This window comes from Microcystis flos-aquae FACHB-1344, from assembly GCF_014698375.1.
In the GTDB taxonomy this organism is placed as follows: Bacteria; Cyanobacteriota; Cyanobacteriia; order Cyanobacteriales; family Microcystaceae; genus Microcystis; species Microcystis aeruginosa.
Map to the genome: position 1 here is coordinate 35,829 of NZ_JACJSW010000191.1, position 14,524 is coordinate 50,352.

The window sequence follows — 14,524 nt, forward strand, 5'->3', positions numbered from 1 at the left end:
TTGGGGTTTCCCCAAGTAGAGCAACTGCCGTGTTGCTTAGTCTATTTGACGACTTAGGGCCACAGAAAACCTCAACCCGCTTGCGCTGAGGTTGAGGTAGTTTATAATCTATGTCTGCCAAAAGTTTCTCATTTTAGCTGTCCAGCCAGACAAATGAGCAGTTTTAAAGAGATTTAAAGAGGATTTGGTTCTGTATTTACCCCCGACAAACTGGATATTCACAGGCAATTTACGGCTACAGACGAACGGATATCTTTGCGTCCGTTAGCCTTTTTTCGTCAAAACGATGAAATGTCCGTATCGACTATCTGGAATCATGTACTCATAGACCTTTTCCCGATCATTTTTATCTTGAATAAATTCATCTACAGCCGTCTTTGGGCCCGAAGAAAAGAAACCGTAGTCATCGACGATGATAATCGCTCCGGGGGGGGTGATCGGGTGGAGAAACTCTAGTACCTGTTTGATTGGTTCGTACAGATCGAAATCCACATAGGCGAAAGAAACCCTCGCTGGTAAATTTTCCCCTCGATCGAGGATTCGATCGAAAAATCCTTTGTGAATTACATAGCGATGTTCGGGAAAAGAAATCTTCCGCAATCGCTCTAGAACCATTCCCTCACGGCATCGCATTTTTCCCCTATAGGCTTCCATATTCCCCAAATCGAAAATATCGTGGAGCAAGCGATCTTTTTCCGAGGGGGCGGGCAACCCTTCAAAGGAATCGAATAGATGTAAGGTCTTGTCCGTTCCAGCGATTTCATTGGCGATCAGCGCGGAGGTTTCTCCCTGCGCCACACCAAACTCGCACACATCGCCCTCTATCTCTCGACACCGGCCCAAACCCTGCACGAGATAATAGGCCTCTGAAGGAGGCGTGCCGAGTAATCTGGTTAATAGATGCAGACGAAGATCGTTAGGCTCTATTACGGGTTCGGATTCGTTGAGCCTCCCCTCGTAGGCCTGTGCCAGATTGGCGAAATTATCGAACCAGATCGGCAGCTCCGATGTCCGGTGGAGTGGTTCATCCTCGATCGAGGACGAAATCGGAGCAATGGATTGATCATTCATAGCTGTTACACATTTAAAATGGGCATTAGTATCTTAGAAAAGAAACGCAGATTTATTAATTATCGATAAGAAAGCGGTTATCAGAAATAACCGCTTCTGGAATTTTAAAATAATCTGTTTAACGTTCGCGGCGCCCGGAGTTTTTGCGCTCACCGCCGCCACCACCACCAAAATTATCTTCTTTGGGACGAGCTTTGTTGACTTTCATCTGTCGTCCCATCCATTCGGCCCCGTCAAGAGTTTCGATCGCTTTTGCTTCTTCCTCCTCGGAGGACATTTCCACAAAACCAAAACCGCGCATTTTACCCGTTTCCCGATCCACGGGCAAGTAAACGCGACTAACTGTGCCGTATTCAGCGAATACCTCTTTCAAGTCATCTGTCGTGACGTCATAAACCAGATTACCAACGTAAATCGTCATGGATTGTCTCCCAATATCACAGCCATTTCGAGAAGGAGATCGGACACAACCCAGTCAAGGCCATCAGGGAAAAACCACTTCTGTTTGAAACCAATGCTGCTACCGAACCTAACTACTCTCTCTAAACTAGCATAGCTTATCAGTGATCAGTAGGAATATGGAGTATTAAGTGAGCAGTATTATAGGGCAGTTTTCTGCTTTCTTTTCACTGATTACTGTTTACTGATCACTGATTAGGGTAGCCAAGGATATTGACTAAAATCGGGGGGACGTTTTTCCAGGAAAGCCTGTTTACCTTCGGCTCCTTCGGCGGTCATATAGTAGAGTAAAGTGGCATTGCCCGCTAACTCCTGTAAACCCGCTTGACCATCACAATCAGCATTAAAAGCCGATTTTAGGCAGCGAATCGCCAAGGGACTTTTTTCGAGAATTTCTAAGGACCATTTAATCCCTTCCCGCTCTAATTCCTCCACCGGGACGACATGGTTAACCAAACCCATTTCTAAAGCTTGTTGGGCGTTATACTGCCGACAGAGAAACCAAATCTCGCGAGCCTTTTTCTGACCGACTACCCGGGCCAGATAACTAGAGCCAAAACCGCCGTCAAAACTGCCCACTTTCGGACCGGTCTGGCCGAAAATGGCGTTATCCGCCGCTAAGGTTAAATCACAAACCAAGTGCAAAACATGACCGCCCCCGACCGCATAACCTGCCACCAGCGCGATAACTACCTTGGGGATGGAGCGAATTAATTTCTGTAAATCCAGCACATTGAGCCGGGGTACGCCATCATCGCCAATATAACCCGCCTGACCGCGCACCGTCTGATCGCCGCCGGAACAAAAAGCATATTTGCCGTCGCTGTGGGGACCTGCACCCGTGAGCAATACTACCCCAATGCGGGCATCCTCGCGAGCATCACAGAAAGCGTCGTAAAGCTCAAAAACTGTCTTCGGACGGAAGGCATTACGCTTATGGGGGCGATTGATGGTAATTTTGGCGATTCCCCCCCATTTATGGTAAAGAATATCCTCGTAGGTTTTGACGGATTGCCATTCAACGGTCATAGTCTCGGTTATCGGCACAGCTTTTTTACCTTACCCTATTTTGTCCCCCACTTTGAAGCCTGGAGCGCCAGAATAGGGGAATGGATAGTTGACCGAAAAGGTTTAAAGCTGATTCCCTTCTTGATGTTTTCTGAGTATTGATTGAAAATATATTTATCCTATTTGCTAACTTTAAAGAGGTAAAAATATGAGTACAAGTAATAAAACTAAGCTTGAATCATTAGAGTTTTATTTGGGGTTAAAATATCCAATAACAATTTATCCTGATGATGACGAGGGATATGTATCAGAAATCAAGGATATTCCAGGATGTTTCACTCAGGGAGAAACCATAGAGGAAACCTTAATCAGTAATCAGTAATCATTGAACTGAAAACTTCCATCTGATAACTGATAACTGATAACTGATAACTGAATTAAAGCCATTCGATTTCTTTAGCTTTTTCGGGTAGTTTAGCCGTGGCTTGTCCTTGGCTGCGGGACTGAAACCCAATTAAATCGAGGGGAGTAGCCAATAAATCTACTAAATCTGCTTTACCAAACAGTAACTTGAGAGTATTTTCTGGTAGCTCTTTTAATAACCAACGACCGAGAGTAAAAAATAACTCTTGATTGGTTAAAGGTCGCATCAATTCGACACCATACAATTCGTGAAGATAGCGATTTGATCGCCCGTAACGTTTTAATTGACTTCTTAAGTCTTCTAAGGTGGAACGATGACGATGGTAAATAATTGCCTCTGGTGCGTAGGTTAATTGCCAGTCGGTTTGTTGTTGAATACGCCAACAGATATCGGCATCACCACCAGTAGTTAAATAAGGACGAAATAAACCAACTTTTTGAAAAGCTTCTCGAAGAATAGCGAGGTTAGCAGTTTGACCGTAGGGACAAAAAGAATGTTCTAAAAGAAATTTTGGTGACATAAAGTGACGACGTTCTGCATACTTTTCCAACCAAGTTGAACCAGTTAAGGCAGCAATTTCACCCGCTACCAGACCGATGTTAGGATCACTAAAGGGTTGGATCAATTCTGTCAACCATTGCGGTGCGGGACGACAATCGGCATCGGTAAAGACCAAAAAAGGATAACGAGCGCTTTTGATCCCCTTGTTACGAGCAGCGTAGGAGCTTTGTATCTGATTTTCGCTTAAAATGATCAGGTTCAGTCCCCGCTGTTCTTCTGCTGCCTTTCCTAATAATTCTGCTGTGCGATCGCTACTATTATTATCAACTAAAATATATTCAACTAATTGACGGGGATAGGTCTGTTTGGCTAAACAATCAATGAGAGGGGGTAGATCTTTCTCTCCGTTATAAATTGGCACGATCACGGATACTTCGGGCAAGAACTGCAAGGTAGTTGACATCGTTGGAGTCCAATAAACGGGGGACGGTTGAACTATTCGCTACAATACTACTATAATCAATAGCAACAAAAAGCAAGTCTATTGTCACTTATTTTAAACCAACGATGAAAAGTTTCTTCCGAAAATTATTTTTCTATGTGGGTATTCTTTGGCTCTCACCCTTAATCATTGCTTTTCAGGTAGCTAACAATCGAGAACTTATCTTAGGTGATGTGCGGCGTTGGGTAGAGTTATTAGGCCGGGAAAAAAGAGCAGATTGGTTACAATTGTTAGCTCTGTGTCTGGAGGCAAAAGAATTTAGAAATTTATATTATTGTCGTCTTTTTCAAGGGGGTTCATTCAGCCGTTTTTTTATGTATATTCTTAGGTTTTTCTATCGAGAAAGTTCCTATTTATTTCTAGATTCTTCTTGTTCGATTGGCAAAGGATTATTTATTCAACACGGTTTTAGTACGATTGTTATGGCGGATTTGGGCGATAACTGTTGGATTAATCAACAGGTAACAATTGGCTATAAAGATAAAAGCGGTCGCCCCAAAATTGGCAATAATGTCAGGATTACCGCCGGCGCTAAAGTCTTGGGAAACATTACCATCGGCGATAATGTCACCGTGGGCGCAAATTCAGTGGTAGTCAAAGATGTTCCAGCTAATTGTGTGGTGGTGGGTATTCCCGCTCGTATTGTTAAACGGGACGGCGTTAAAGTAGATGAAAAATTATAAACGTTGACTTAAAATATATTCGGCAATTGCCAGATCCCCCGGAGTCGTAATTTTTAAGTTAGTTTCTTCACCGACGACAATTTTGACGGGAAAACCACATTTTTCTAATAAGGCAGCATCGTCGGTGACTTCCCAAGCTAATTTTCGGCCCTGTTCATGACATTCTTTTAATAATTTTACCTGAAAACCCTGGGGTGTTTGGGCCGCCCACAACCGCGATCGATCCGGTGTATCCTCAATCCAGCCCTTGCTATCGACAATTTTAATCGTATCTTTCACCGGAATCGCCGCAATGAAACCCTGACAAGTGGCTAAAGCGGCGGCACAGCGATCGAATAATTCGGGAGTGGCTAAACAGCGCGCCCCATCGTGAATTAAAACCGTCTCAGCCCCCTCTGGTAGGGCTTGTAAGCCATTGTAAACCGATTTTTGTCTGGTTTCGCCTCCTTGGATGATTTGCACGGGTTTAAGGGCATTTATAGGGGTGATAATTTCTCGGATCTCCTCAAAGTCTTCCGGTTGTGCCATGATGCCAATCCAGATAATTGCCCTCGATTCCATGGCAGCCAGCAAAGTCCAAGCCAGGAGAGGTTTTCCGTGCAGGGTGAGCAGTAACTTATTGCGATCGCTGCCCATCCGTTTACCCATTCCCGCTGCTGGAATTAACAAATACATATTTTTTTTCAGGTAAAAAGTTAACAAGAGTCAGGAAAGAGAATTCAGTGGACAGGAGTGGGGAGCTTTTTGCCTCTTATTTGTAAACAGTAATCACTGTCCGGCTGATGGTTAATCGCTTAAATAACCCAAAAACTATGCCTCTTAAGAGAATAAATCGAGGGGAAAGTGACCATAAGTACCGACTAATTGATCATTTTCTGACTGACAAGAAACCAGGACACCGCGATAGGTTCCCGTATAGGAATCGAGATAGGAAGCTTGTCTTTGGGTATTGTATTTAATATACACCGCTCCTGGTTCTGGGTGGTCTTCTGGGAGACTATTAGGTAGGGGGTATCCCAGGGCTTGTAGATAACTTTTCAGGGCTTTAAATCCCTCTTCATTGTTATCGGCACAGATACCTAAGTTAATTGATTCCGAACCTTGGTTAACTAATAAAATTGCCTGTCTTAGAGCTTCTTCTTCTTCAGGGGATTGGGCAATTTTTAGTTGAATACATCCATATTCTTTTAGGAGTTTCAAGGCTTCTTCCATAGACATGAGCGGTTAGATATGTGGGGCTAAAGATAAAAAATCAACTGTTGCTGCTGTCCTTACCGACAAATTCCCAAGAAAAAAGCCCTAAATCATTGGGGTTTAGAGATAGGAAAATTTTGCATTGGTCTTATCATATCAGGTTGGGGACAGGAAAATTTATCGGGGTTGTTCGATCGCTCCGGGTTGTGCGGGCATTTCACACTAAATCCGGTTATTAAAGAATGATTATTTATTCCCCCTATTGCCCATTGCCTATTGCATTAGTGCCTGTCCTGATATGTAGCCTATGCTCAACGGATTTAGTATAACTCACTCCGTTTTGATAGCCAAAGTAAGCACCTATAATAATTCCAGCACCAAAACCAATCGCTAGGTAAGGCAAAATTATACTGAGGGGAAAAGAGGATTGTCTCCGATGAGATGGAAAAAATCCCTCACCAGTCGCCACAATATTCTCAGCAGCTTCAGGGAACTCCTCCGGTTTCTCTAGGGCTTTTTCTTCGGTTGTTTCAGAGTCTTCCAAAGCTTCTGGGGCATCTTCTCGGTCATTTTCGGCGATTTCTGCGGTTATTATCGGCAAAGAGTTTAATTTGGTGACACGATTGACGATTAAATCATCTTGACTCAGGGTTATCGATTCTTGCCAAGCGGGGATATCGGATTCCTGGGTCATACCGTAAACGATCACTTGTTCTAATCCATCGATGCCCAAGCTTTTGATTTCTGCCGACAAAAAAGGTAATAACTTGTGTTGATTGGGTATATTTTTGGATTGAACTTTTAGAGTCAGGGCATTTTCTTGCGGGGTGGCTTCAACAACCTCTATTTTTCTGGTTAAGAGACTTTGGTTAAGTAGAGCAATAATAGCGGCTGGATCCTGGAGTTTAGCGGCATGGATAAGTTGTGCCTGATTCATGGCCTTGAGGGACTAGGGAGGGGATATTATAATACTAAACCCTGTGGAAAATGTATAGGAAAGTGGGTGAGTGCCGGAGCAGGGGGAAACAATCCATAACTGGGTTTTTAAAGTTGAATGGGGACTTAATCATGGTATTAAAAACCGATTTGGTATCGGTCTGTCCATCCCTGCCCCCGGTGCCACTTAAATTTCCGCCACGGCTCTTTCGATTAAACGACGAGCCAGGGTTTGAATACCAGTATGTTCATAGTAATTGGTGGTCATATCGAGGAATGCCCCAACATATACCAATTTGTCGGCAGAAAAGTCGATAAATCCCTGAATTTTGCTCAATAATCCCTGCTGGCTCAAACTGCGCTCGCTGACAAAACCACTCATCCAACCTTTAGTGGAGTCGAAACTTTGACCGATAAAGTCTAATTTTCTGGCAGTATTTCCCCCCGGAATCAATTCTTTAATACTGCCGAAAGTGGAGTTAGATTCTAATTCTTCCGGGGTGAGAATGCTCAGGCCCGATTCCACTTTGCGGATAAAACTGCCCCCCAGGGGAATTAAACCATCCAAACAAACTAACGCCGCCATCCGCATCAGGGATTCGCCGCTATAATCTCCCAGAGAAGCGACGAAATCATCGATACTATCGCCCGGAATGCCATTGATTTGACAAAAAGCGACTAATTCGGTCACTAATTTCAAGGTTAGATCGATGGTTTGCGCTTTTTCGGGGGCAGGGGTTAATTTTTCGATTAAACCGCCCATGAGGGGAATTTTACCACCGACGGCATTAGCAAGAGAGGCGGCGGCTAGGGCATTATCGGCGCTGTCGATGGTTTGGTAGAGCCAGAGCGCCCGTTGATAGCCCTGGGATTGATCATTAAACAACCAAACGGCTCGATCGCCAATCTGTTGGATCATGCTTTCGTCGGTTTCGCCGGTGACTGTGATAATCGTATTTTTAAACCCGACTAGGTTATCCCACTGTCCCGGCACGACATAATCAAGGGTTTTGAGAACTTTGACGGTGAGATTATTCGTCGGTAATTCGTCCACCAGTTCAAAAATTGGCTTACTCACGGATGTCTCCTTACTTTAATTTTGCTAGACCATCTAAATCGAACTTAGCTAACCAAGCTTGGCGATCGCTGGCGGTAAAATCCGCATCCCGCGATAAAACCTTGACTTGATAACGATTATTGACTAAAACGGCGCTGGCGGTTGCACCCTGTTCCACAGAGGGAAAACCTTTAATTGTGGTTTGACTGTCTTGGAATTTATTGGCCGCGGCGGGATTATTGCTGATGTCAGATATGGCTAACATAGCCAGAACTTTGCCATCTTGCTTCAGTTTTGCCTCAGCAAAGCCTTTTTTCTCCTGGGTATAGATGCGCTCGTATCCTCCCCCAGAAGGCGGGAAAAACCGATTAAAACTGCCGCCAGAGGTGGATTCTTTCACCACTGCCGCCGCCCCGCGAGCGGTACTTTCCTGTTGCGCTTGGTCAAATTGCGAGGGAGCTTTAGCACAGGAAGTTACTAGCAAAAGTACCGCCAATACCCCTGCTATCAAGATTTTGCCAAATCGAAAGTTCATAGTTCTCTTAATTAAAACTTGCTCAAGTTTGTTTGTAGTATATCTCTCGCTTATTGCTGATTATTGTTAAGTTTTTCTAGATTTTCTCACACCAGACCGAAAAAAACAGAAAATCAGCAAAATTCGAGTCAATAACTAATTTTTAGGAGTACATCTCAATATTAGCTCTCCTGCCAAAATCAAAAATCTGACCTTAGGTGAGGAGACTCCGAGACAGAAGAACTCAAAAAGCCGCCTCTCCCCCATACCCTAACACCCCACACCCTGCTCCCGGGAAAAACTTTTTGCCGCAAACCCCAGCTACAGTCCCGCAATTGCCCCTCGCGCCATAGATGCGATCGCTTGCTCCGTGGCCCGGGGTAGATGATAATATTTACCCCCGGCTTTTAGGGCTAATTCTTTGGCAAAACCAGTGGAGACGAATTTTTTCTCCGTATCGATGACCAGCAGTTTAATGCCTAAAGAGCGAATTTTAGCGGCAATATCGAGCAGTTCTGCCTTAATATCGGGTTTTTCCCCCTCCGGAATCGGTTCGCCTAAAGATTTCGCCAAAGGAATATTACTTCTACCGTCGGTAATCGCCACAATCACCACTTGACCGATATCCCCCGATAAACGAGCATTCATCCCCACATGAACCGCTTGGGTTAAACCGTGGGCTAAAGGGGAACCGCCGCCACAGGGCAGGGTTTCTAGACGTTTTTTCGCTAGGGTAATCGATTTGGTCGGTGGCAATAGTACATCTGCTCGCTCACCCCGGAAAGGAATCAGGGCAATCTGGTCGCGATTTTCGTAAGCTTCCGTTAACAGACGCATAACCGCACCTTTAGCCGACTGCATCCGATTCAGGGCCATGGAACCGGAGGCATCAACCACAAAGACAATTAAAGAACCGGCCTTGCGGGCCAGCCGTTTTGAGCGCAGATCCCCTTCTTCTATAATCACATGACGTTCGGGATTCCTCAAGCGACGGGCTTTTTGATAGGGGGCGGCCGCCCGGAGAGTGGCATCGACGGCGACTCTTTTCACCTTGCCCCGGGGTAACATCGGCTTAATATAACGTCCCCTATCTTCCGAGAAAATCAGGTTACGCGCCCCCGATTTCCCCTGACGCTGGGCCATCTGGGCAAAATACAGCACACTGGGATCCAGTAAAACCCCTTCCGGGTCGAAAACAAATTCTTCCGGGAGATTATCGGGCTGTTCTGGTTCTTTTTCTTCCTCTTTCTCCTCCTCTTTTTCTTCCTGTTCCTGCTGGTTTTCGTCTTGGGGCGGTTCCGGTGGTGGTGGCGGTGGTGGTGGCTGTTGTTCCTGTTCTGGGGGTGGCGGCGTAATCAGCGATCGAGGTACAATAACTAATTCGACGGCTCTTTTTAAGTCATCGGCACTGACTACATCCCGACCTTCTAAAGCGGCGGCCGCCTTGGCTACTCTCACGGCAAAAATCTCGGCGCGATGACCTTCTACCCTACCGCGCACCGCTTCCTCCACTAGATAACTAATTTGTTCGGGTTTAATTTTTACCTCTTTTAACCATTCCCTCGCCAGAATAATTTCGGTTTTTAGATCATCGATTTCTTGGGCATATTGGGCGATAAAAGCGGTGGGAGAAACAGCATACTCGATCGCCTGATTGACGGCGGTGACTCGTTGGTCTAAACTAAGGACACCATCGGCGGAAAGAGCAATGGCAATTCTATCTAATAAATGGGGTCGTAAATCCCCTTCTTCTGGGTTATAAGTAGCGATCAGAAGCGGTTTACAGGGATGTTGAAAACTGATGCCTTCCCGTTCGATTTGGTTACGTCCTTCGCTTAAAACCGTTAGTAATTGGTTAGCAATTTGGTCATCAAGTAGATTAATTTCATCGATGTAGAGAATTCCCCGATGGGCGCTGGCTAATAAACCGGGTTGAAAGACTGGTTCCCCCTGTTTCACCGATTCTTCCACATCGACGGAACCCAATAAACGATCCTCCGTGACTCCTAGGGGAATCTGCACGAAAGGGGCCCGGATAACTTCCGTGGCGACCTCTCCACTGCTATATTCTTCTTTAGTGCGATCGTCCCATTCGTCGGGATGGTTGGGATCACAATTAAAGACATTACCTGCGATAATTTCGATCGGTGGCAGTAAGGAATGTATCGCTCGCGCCATGACTGATTTGGCGGTTCCCCGACGACCGGCAATTACCACACCCCCCAGGGCGGGATCCACGGCGGCTAAGAGTAGGGCTAATTTAATCGCTTCTTGGCCGACAACGGCAGTTAGGGGAAAATTGAGGGTCAGAGTGGGCATAGATCTAGATTCAGGCGGCCAAATTCTAGTGTAAAACAGAAGCTCACTGGTCTGGCACTTTTCCCTTTTCTTCGACCCGCAAGTAAAATTTTTTTGATTCCCTTTTCTGGAATCTTAGCCGGCTCTCGATGGATTTCTTCCTCCCCGAACTGATCGAGAAGTTGCCGGGTTAATCTAGGATTAGCTCCTGATAACGGCTGTAGAGAGGACAAAAATATGATAGCGACAATAATCGATCGCCTTACGGAAACCAACCCGCAAATTATGCGAGAATGGCAAGGAAGATTAACCCCGAAAAATATCTCGATCGCCTCGATTATCTCCCTAGTTGGTCAATTATTAGTTTATTTATACTATCAAAATCTCTTGCCGGTAGGGGAGGGATTTAGTCGTTACTGTACCGCTAATCCCCCCAATAACAACGATTATTATCCCTATAGTGGGATTAAATACTGCATCCAAGACTTAAATGGTGAATGGATGATTATCTCCCGGTTATGGTGGTTAGATATCTTCACTTTTCTGAGCATTACCGGCATTTTCGCTCTTTTAGTGGTGGGAACCTATCAATTAATCGCCGATCTTTCTGGGGAAGAACGCCGGGGTACACTTAATTTTATCCGTCTGAGTCCCCAACCCGCCAGAACAATTTTTATCGGCAAAATTTTCGGGGTTCCCATTCTCCTCTATCTCGTCTGTCTTCTCGCTTTACCCTTTCACTTGGGGGCGGGTTTATTAGCAGGTATTCCCTTGTCGTTAATTTTAGCCTTCTACGCGGTTCTAATCGCTAGTTGTGCCTTTTTCTATCATGCCGCCCTTAGTTTCGCTTTAGCCACGCCATGGTTAGGAGGATTTCAACCCTGGTTAGGCAGTGCTACGGTCTTAATCTTTGTGTTTTATAGCAGTATTTTTACTTTATCGGGCTATGGTGGTTCCCGTACCCCCTTTGATTGGTTAATTCTCTTTAATCCTAGTTTTGTCCTCCCCTATCTAGTTAAATCTACCTTTCTCCCCCCCGATGCGGTACGCTATCTAGGAATCTCACAAATCTTCGACCTTCGTTGGTACGGTCAATCTCTCTGGCAATCGGTTATAATGGGTATTAGCTTAATTTTGCTCAATTTTTCCCTCTGCACCTACGGTTTAACCAGAATTCTCCAGCGTCGCTTCCATAATCCCCTCGCTACTCTTGTTAGTAAACCCCAAAGTTACTGGATGATGGGTTGTTTTAGCACTATTAGCCTAGGTTTTGTCTTCCAAACTCTGCAACCGAGGTATATTTTCGATAATTTTGCGATTCTTAGCGTTTTTGTGGCGATTTTTGGCTTGTTAATCCTTTTTGCCCTCACTCCCCCTCGTCAAACTCTCCAAGATTGGACTCGCTATCGTCATCTGCAAGGAAAAACGGGCATTAGTCTGGGGAAAGCTGTAATCTTTGGCGAAAAAAGCCCTTCTACCCTAGCCATGGCTGTTAACGTCGCCATTGCCATTTTATTCATCCTTCCCGCTATTTTTATCGCCCCTCTCGATGGATATAAACTAGCCACTGCAGCCGGGTTTCTCTTGGCAATGAACATGATTTTAGTCTATGCCGCTATCGCCCAATTATTGATGTTAGCCAGCACAAATAAACGCGCTTTGCTGGCAGCCACTAGCATCGGCATTTTGATTATTTTCCCCTTCCTCTGTTTCGCTGTCTTGGGAGTTAATCCCAGTCAATCTCCGCTGTTATGGTTTTTTACTCTTCTTCCCATTGCCGCTACTAAATACGCTACACTTCCCTCTTTCGCTTTGGCAATTTTCAGTCAGTGGTTGGGTTTAACCCTCGTCGGATGGCAAATTAATCGGCAATTAAATCGCCTTGGTGCCTCGGCAACTAAAGCGTTAATGCCAAGCTGAAAAATACCGATTCACGGGGGGGATTAAATAATATTTCTGCCGACAATTTTCTCCCCTTGAGTATCAGTTAAATTTTTTTTCCAAAAAAGCTTGACAAAACCCCACGACTTGACAGATAATTTCTTATAGAATGGGAATCCGTGCCTGCCTGCGACCCCCCTCTTTTCAGGTCAAATAAAGCCCAAAAAGATTAACCCCAAAAAGTAGGCTGAGTTAATCTCAGTTCCGGTGCTGATTCGGAGCATCTTTCAATTTGACAACGCCTATTGTAGGGCTAATTCATGAATTAGCCCTACACATAGTAATTTCAGTTCCCATCTGATTAGGAGCATCTTTCAATTTGACAACGCCACATTTTTACCCCACCACCGATAAACTATCAACAATTAGCGAGGGAGTATAACAGGAACCATTCCATTGATTATCGGCCCCCAAAGCGATTAAATTTTGCAAAGCCGTATAAACATTTCCCGTCACCATTGTATCTTTAACTCGTCCGGTGATTTTGCCCTTTTCTATGCGATAACCCAGATCGATATTGACAGAAAAATCGCCGGAAATATCGGCCCCATGACCTAAAATTTGGTCGATAACTAGGCCTTCGTCTATTTGCGAGATTAAATCCTCTAAAGTTCCCTCTCCAGGTGCAACGATTAAATTAACCAAATCTGGCAGAGGATAAACGCCTAAACTAGGACGAAAACCGTTTCCCGTCGGAGGAGTTTTTAATAATCTGGCCGTGGTAAGATCGCTATAGAATTCCTTAACTCTACCTCCCTCAATTAAAGATAAAAATTTGGTGGGAGTTCCCTCATCATCAAAGGGACAACTATAGGGTTCTCGCTGGGGTTGTTGGGATAAAGTCAACTTTTCTGACATCACCAATTGACCGATTTTATCACTCCAGGGCGAAGACTTTTCTAAGATCTGTTTACCATTTAAAGCCATCGCCACCGTACCCCATAACAGGGTAACTGCATTAGCAGTCAATAAAATTGGTAATTTACCCGTGGGACTATCCACATTATTGGCAGCCCATTGTAGTCGCTGCAATAACTGTTTAATTACCGTATCGGGATGAGGTGTACTGCGAGTATATTCTCCATCATAAACCGCCAGAAAATCCTCCCCCCGTACCCATTCAATCCCCAGATAATAACTCAAAGCTGTATCGGTATATTGACAATATAAACCCTGGGAATTAACCAAACGGGTGATTTCCCGTTCACATTCCCATTCACCACTACAAATAACCTCAGGGTAAACTTGGCGAATATGGCCAATCATTTGATTACCCATCTCGATTAAAGATTCTACCGCCACATCTTGCCCAATCGGGTCATAGATTGCCTGTCGTGGTGCCGAAAATTCGATTTCTTCCGGGGCATTGAGATAGGATAAATTTAACGCCGTTTCTACTAAAATTTCCGGTTCCACATCACCATAACCCACCGCTAACCCCGGACAACCCTCGCGCCATAATCTTAAGGCAGTTCCCACAGATTCGGAACTTTCTAGCTGTTTGAGACGATTAGCCTCAAAAAAAACGGGATGGGAAAGGGAGGAAGATTGATAAACTTCGGCTGCCACCGCTCCCGATTTGAGAGCTAGTTCGATGAGTTGTTGCGGATCGATCGTCATGGTGATAGTTTTTGAGATAATAGCTATCTGATTATCTCAAGCCCCGGCACTTCGGCGCAAACGCTGCTAATAAGACTGCGGCGAGTTAAAAAATTTTTGCTTATTCATCAATATTTTTGAGCAAAGATGATCAAGTTGGTAATGAAGTTATCATAGAATCGATCAAGAGTCAAAAACATGGATACTCCCACCTAGAGAGGCCGAAAAAATGACGATTGCCAAAAGCGACGAAACTGCCACCTCTCCGGCACTGATAGAAGAAGATTTCGAGGACTTCTGGGAACCCCCCCCACCCCCCACAGACTTAATTTTTGAT

14 protein-coding genes and 1 pseudogene are annotated in these 14,524 nt (G+C 44.9%); 4 read left to right on the forward strand and 11 right to left on the reverse strand.

Features of this window, described 5'->3' with window-relative positions:
• Nucleotides 1–264 precede the first annotated feature (264 nt).
• The 3 genes from H6G48_RS19435 to menB all read right to left on the reverse strand — a co-directional run bounded on the left by H6G48_RS19435 (nucleotide 265) and on the right by menB (nucleotide 2,559).
• On the reverse strand, nucleotides 265–1,071 hold the full coding sequence (locus H6G48_RS19435; RefSeq protein ID WP_190722897.1) for a TylF/MycF/NovP-related O-methyltransferase: 807 nt from the start codon (nucleotides 1,069–1,071) through the stop codon (nucleotides 265–267).
• 118 nt (nucleotides 1,072–1,189) lie between these two features.
• Nucleotides 1,190–1,492 (reverse strand): RNA recognition motif domain-containing protein, encoded by a 303-nt coding sequence (locus tag H6G48_RS19440; RefSeq protein WP_149985430.1) that lies wholly within the window; start codon nucleotides 1,490–1,492, stop codon nucleotides 1,190–1,192.
• Between the two features lie 233 nt (nucleotides 1,493–1,725).
• The gene (menB, locus tag H6G48_RS19445; protein WP_043999569.1) at nucleotides 1,726–2,559 is read right to left on the reverse strand and encodes a 1,4-dihydroxy-2-naphthoyl-CoA synthase; all 834 of its coding nucleotides are present in this window, start codon (nucleotides 2,557–2,559) and stop codon (nucleotides 1,726–1,728) included.
• A 187-nt stretch (nucleotides 2,560–2,746) separates the two neighbouring features.
• Here menB and H6G48_RS19450 point away from each other — a divergent pair, with 187 nt between their 5' ends.
• The gene (locus H6G48_RS19450; protein ID WP_190722898.1) at nucleotides 2,747–2,920 is read left to right on the forward strand and encodes a type II toxin-antitoxin system HicB family antitoxin; all 174 of its coding nucleotides are present in this window, start codon (nucleotides 2,747–2,749) and stop codon (nucleotides 2,918–2,920) included.
• A gap of 55 nt (nucleotides 2,921–2,975) precedes the next feature.
• On the opposite strand, the gene H6G48_RS19455 is transcribed toward H6G48_RS19450, so the two are convergent.
• Nucleotides 2,976–3,926 carry a glycosyltransferase family 2 protein gene (locus tag H6G48_RS19455; RefSeq protein ID WP_190722899.1) on the reverse strand — a complete coding sequence of 317 codons (951 nt, stop codon included), beginning with the start codon at nucleotides 3,924–3,926 and terminating at the stop codon, nucleotides 2,976–2,978.
• Between the two features lie 104 nt (nucleotides 3,927–4,030).
• On the opposite strand from H6G48_RS19455, the gene H6G48_RS19460 reads away from it, so the two are divergent.
• Nucleotides 4,031–4,648 carry a serine O-acetyltransferase gene (locus tag H6G48_RS19460; protein ID WP_190722900.1) on the forward strand — a complete coding sequence of 206 codons (618 nt, stop codon included), beginning with the start codon at nucleotides 4,031–4,033 and terminating at the stop codon, nucleotides 4,646–4,648.
• Here H6G48_RS19460 and ispD read toward each other — a convergent pair.
• From ispD to bchD, 6 genes are all read right to left on the reverse strand, one after another.
• Complete coding sequence (gene ispD, locus H6G48_RS19465; RefSeq protein WP_190722901.1) at nucleotides 4,643–5,323, reverse strand: 2-C-methyl-D-erythritol 4-phosphate cytidylyltransferase; 681 nt, start codon at nucleotides 5,321–5,323, stop codon at nucleotides 4,643–4,645. The genes H6G48_RS19460 and ispD overlap by 6 nt on opposite strands.
• A 144-nt stretch (nucleotides 5,324–5,467) precedes the next feature.
• Nucleotides 5,468–5,866: a DUF1824 family protein gene (locus H6G48_RS19470; protein ID WP_147071284.1), complete on the reverse strand. Its 399-nt coding sequence runs from the start codon at nucleotides 5,864–5,866 to the stop codon at nucleotides 5,468–5,470.
• Nucleotides 5,867–6,101: 235 nt separating this feature from the next.
• On the reverse strand, nucleotides 6,102–6,779 hold the full coding sequence (locus tag H6G48_RS19475; protein WP_190722902.1) for a hypothetical protein: 678 nt from the start codon (nucleotides 6,777–6,779) through the stop codon (nucleotides 6,102–6,104).
• Nucleotides 6,780–6,965: 186 nt separating this feature from the next.
• Entirely contained in the window at nucleotides 6,966–7,856 is an 891-nt protein-coding gene (locus H6G48_RS19480) for a hypothetical protein (protein WP_190722903.1), read from the reverse strand.
• Nucleotides 7,857–7,866: 10 nt separating this feature from the next.
• Nucleotides 7,867–8,370: a hypothetical protein gene (locus tag H6G48_RS19485; protein WP_190722904.1), complete on the reverse strand. Its 504-nt coding sequence runs from the start codon at nucleotides 8,368–8,370 to the stop codon at nucleotides 7,867–7,869.
• Nucleotides 8,371–8,670: 300 nt separating this feature from the next.
• A complete protein-coding gene (bchD, locus tag H6G48_RS19490) occupies nucleotides 8,671–10,668 on the reverse strand; it encodes a magnesium chelatase ATPase subunit D (protein ID WP_190722905.1) in 1,998 nt (665 codons plus the stop codon).
• A 216-nt stretch (nucleotides 10,669–10,884) separates the two neighbouring features.
• On the opposite strand from bchD, the gene H6G48_RS19495 reads away from it, so the two are divergent.
• Nucleotides 10,885–12,567 carry a hypothetical protein gene (locus tag H6G48_RS19495; RefSeq protein ID WP_190722906.1) on the forward strand — a complete coding sequence of 561 codons (1,683 nt, stop codon included), beginning with the start codon at nucleotides 10,885–10,887 and terminating at the stop codon, nucleotides 12,565–12,567.
• Nucleotides 12,568–12,924: 357 nt separating this feature from the next.
• Here the strand turns inward: H6G48_RS19495 and H6G48_RS19500 are convergent, their stop codons facing one another.
• A complete protein-coding gene (locus H6G48_RS19500) occupies nucleotides 12,925–14,208 on the reverse strand; it encodes a TldD/PmbA family protein (RefSeq protein ID WP_190722907.1) in 1,284 nt (427 codons plus the stop codon).
• A 208-nt stretch (nucleotides 14,209–14,416) separates the two neighbouring features.
• Between H6G48_RS19500 and H6G48_RS27655 the strand changes: the two are divergent.
• Nucleotides 14,417–14,524, forward strand: a pseudogene (locus H6G48_RS27655) (Uma2 family endonuclease); the annotation flags it as partial.

What these genes read in the sequence shown, in the direction of transcription:
- H6G48_RS19435 (WP_190722897.1), bottom strand. Translation starts at nt 1,071, where the DNA reads ATGAATGATCAATCCATTGCTCCGATTTCGTCCTCGATCGAGGATGAA.
- H6G48_RS19440 (WP_149985430.1), bottom strand. Translation starts at nt 1,492, where the DNA reads ATGACGATTTACGTTGGTAATCTGGTTTATGACGTCACGACAGATGAC.
- menB (WP_043999569.1), bottom strand. Translation starts at nt 2,559, where the DNA reads ATGACCGTTGAATGGCAATCCGTCAAAACCTACGAGGATATTCTTTAC.
- H6G48_RS19450 (WP_190722898.1), top strand. Translation starts at nt 2,747, where the DNA reads ATGAGTACAAGTAATAAAACTAAGCTTGAATCATTAGAGTTTTATTTG.
- H6G48_RS19455 (WP_190722899.1), bottom strand. Translation starts at nt 3,926, where the DNA reads ATGTCAACTACCTTGCAGTTCTTGCCCGAAGTATCCGTGATCGTGCCA.
- H6G48_RS19460 (WP_190722900.1), top strand. Translation starts at nt 4,031, where the DNA reads ATGAAAAGTTTCTTCCGAAAATTATTTTTCTATGTGGGTATTCTTTGG.
- ispD (WP_190722901.1), bottom strand. Translation starts at nt 5,323, where the DNA reads ATGTATTTGTTAATTCCAGCAGCGGGAATGGGTAAACGGATGGGCAGC.
- H6G48_RS19470 (WP_147071284.1), bottom strand. Translation starts at nt 5,866, where the DNA reads ATGTCTATGGAAGAAGCCTTGAAACTCCTAAAAGAATATGGATGTATT.
- H6G48_RS19475 (WP_190722902.1), bottom strand. Translation starts at nt 6,779, where the DNA reads ATGAATCAGGCACAACTTATCCATGCCGCTAAACTCCAGGATCCAGCC.
- H6G48_RS19485 (WP_190722904.1), bottom strand. Translation starts at nt 8,370, where the DNA reads ATGAACTTTCGATTTGGCAAAATCTTGATAGCAGGGGTATTGGCGGTA.
- bchD (WP_190722905.1), bottom strand. Translation starts at nt 10,668, where the DNA reads ATGCCCACTCTGACCCTCAATTTTCCCCTAACTGCCGTTGTCGGCCAA.
- H6G48_RS19495 (WP_190722906.1), top strand. Translation starts at nt 10,885, where the DNA reads ATGATAGCGACAATAATCGATCGCCTTACGGAAACCAACCCGCAAATT.
- H6G48_RS19500 (WP_190722907.1), bottom strand. Translation starts at nt 14,208, where the DNA reads ATGACGATCGATCCGCAACAACTCATCGAACTAGCTCTCAAATCGGGA.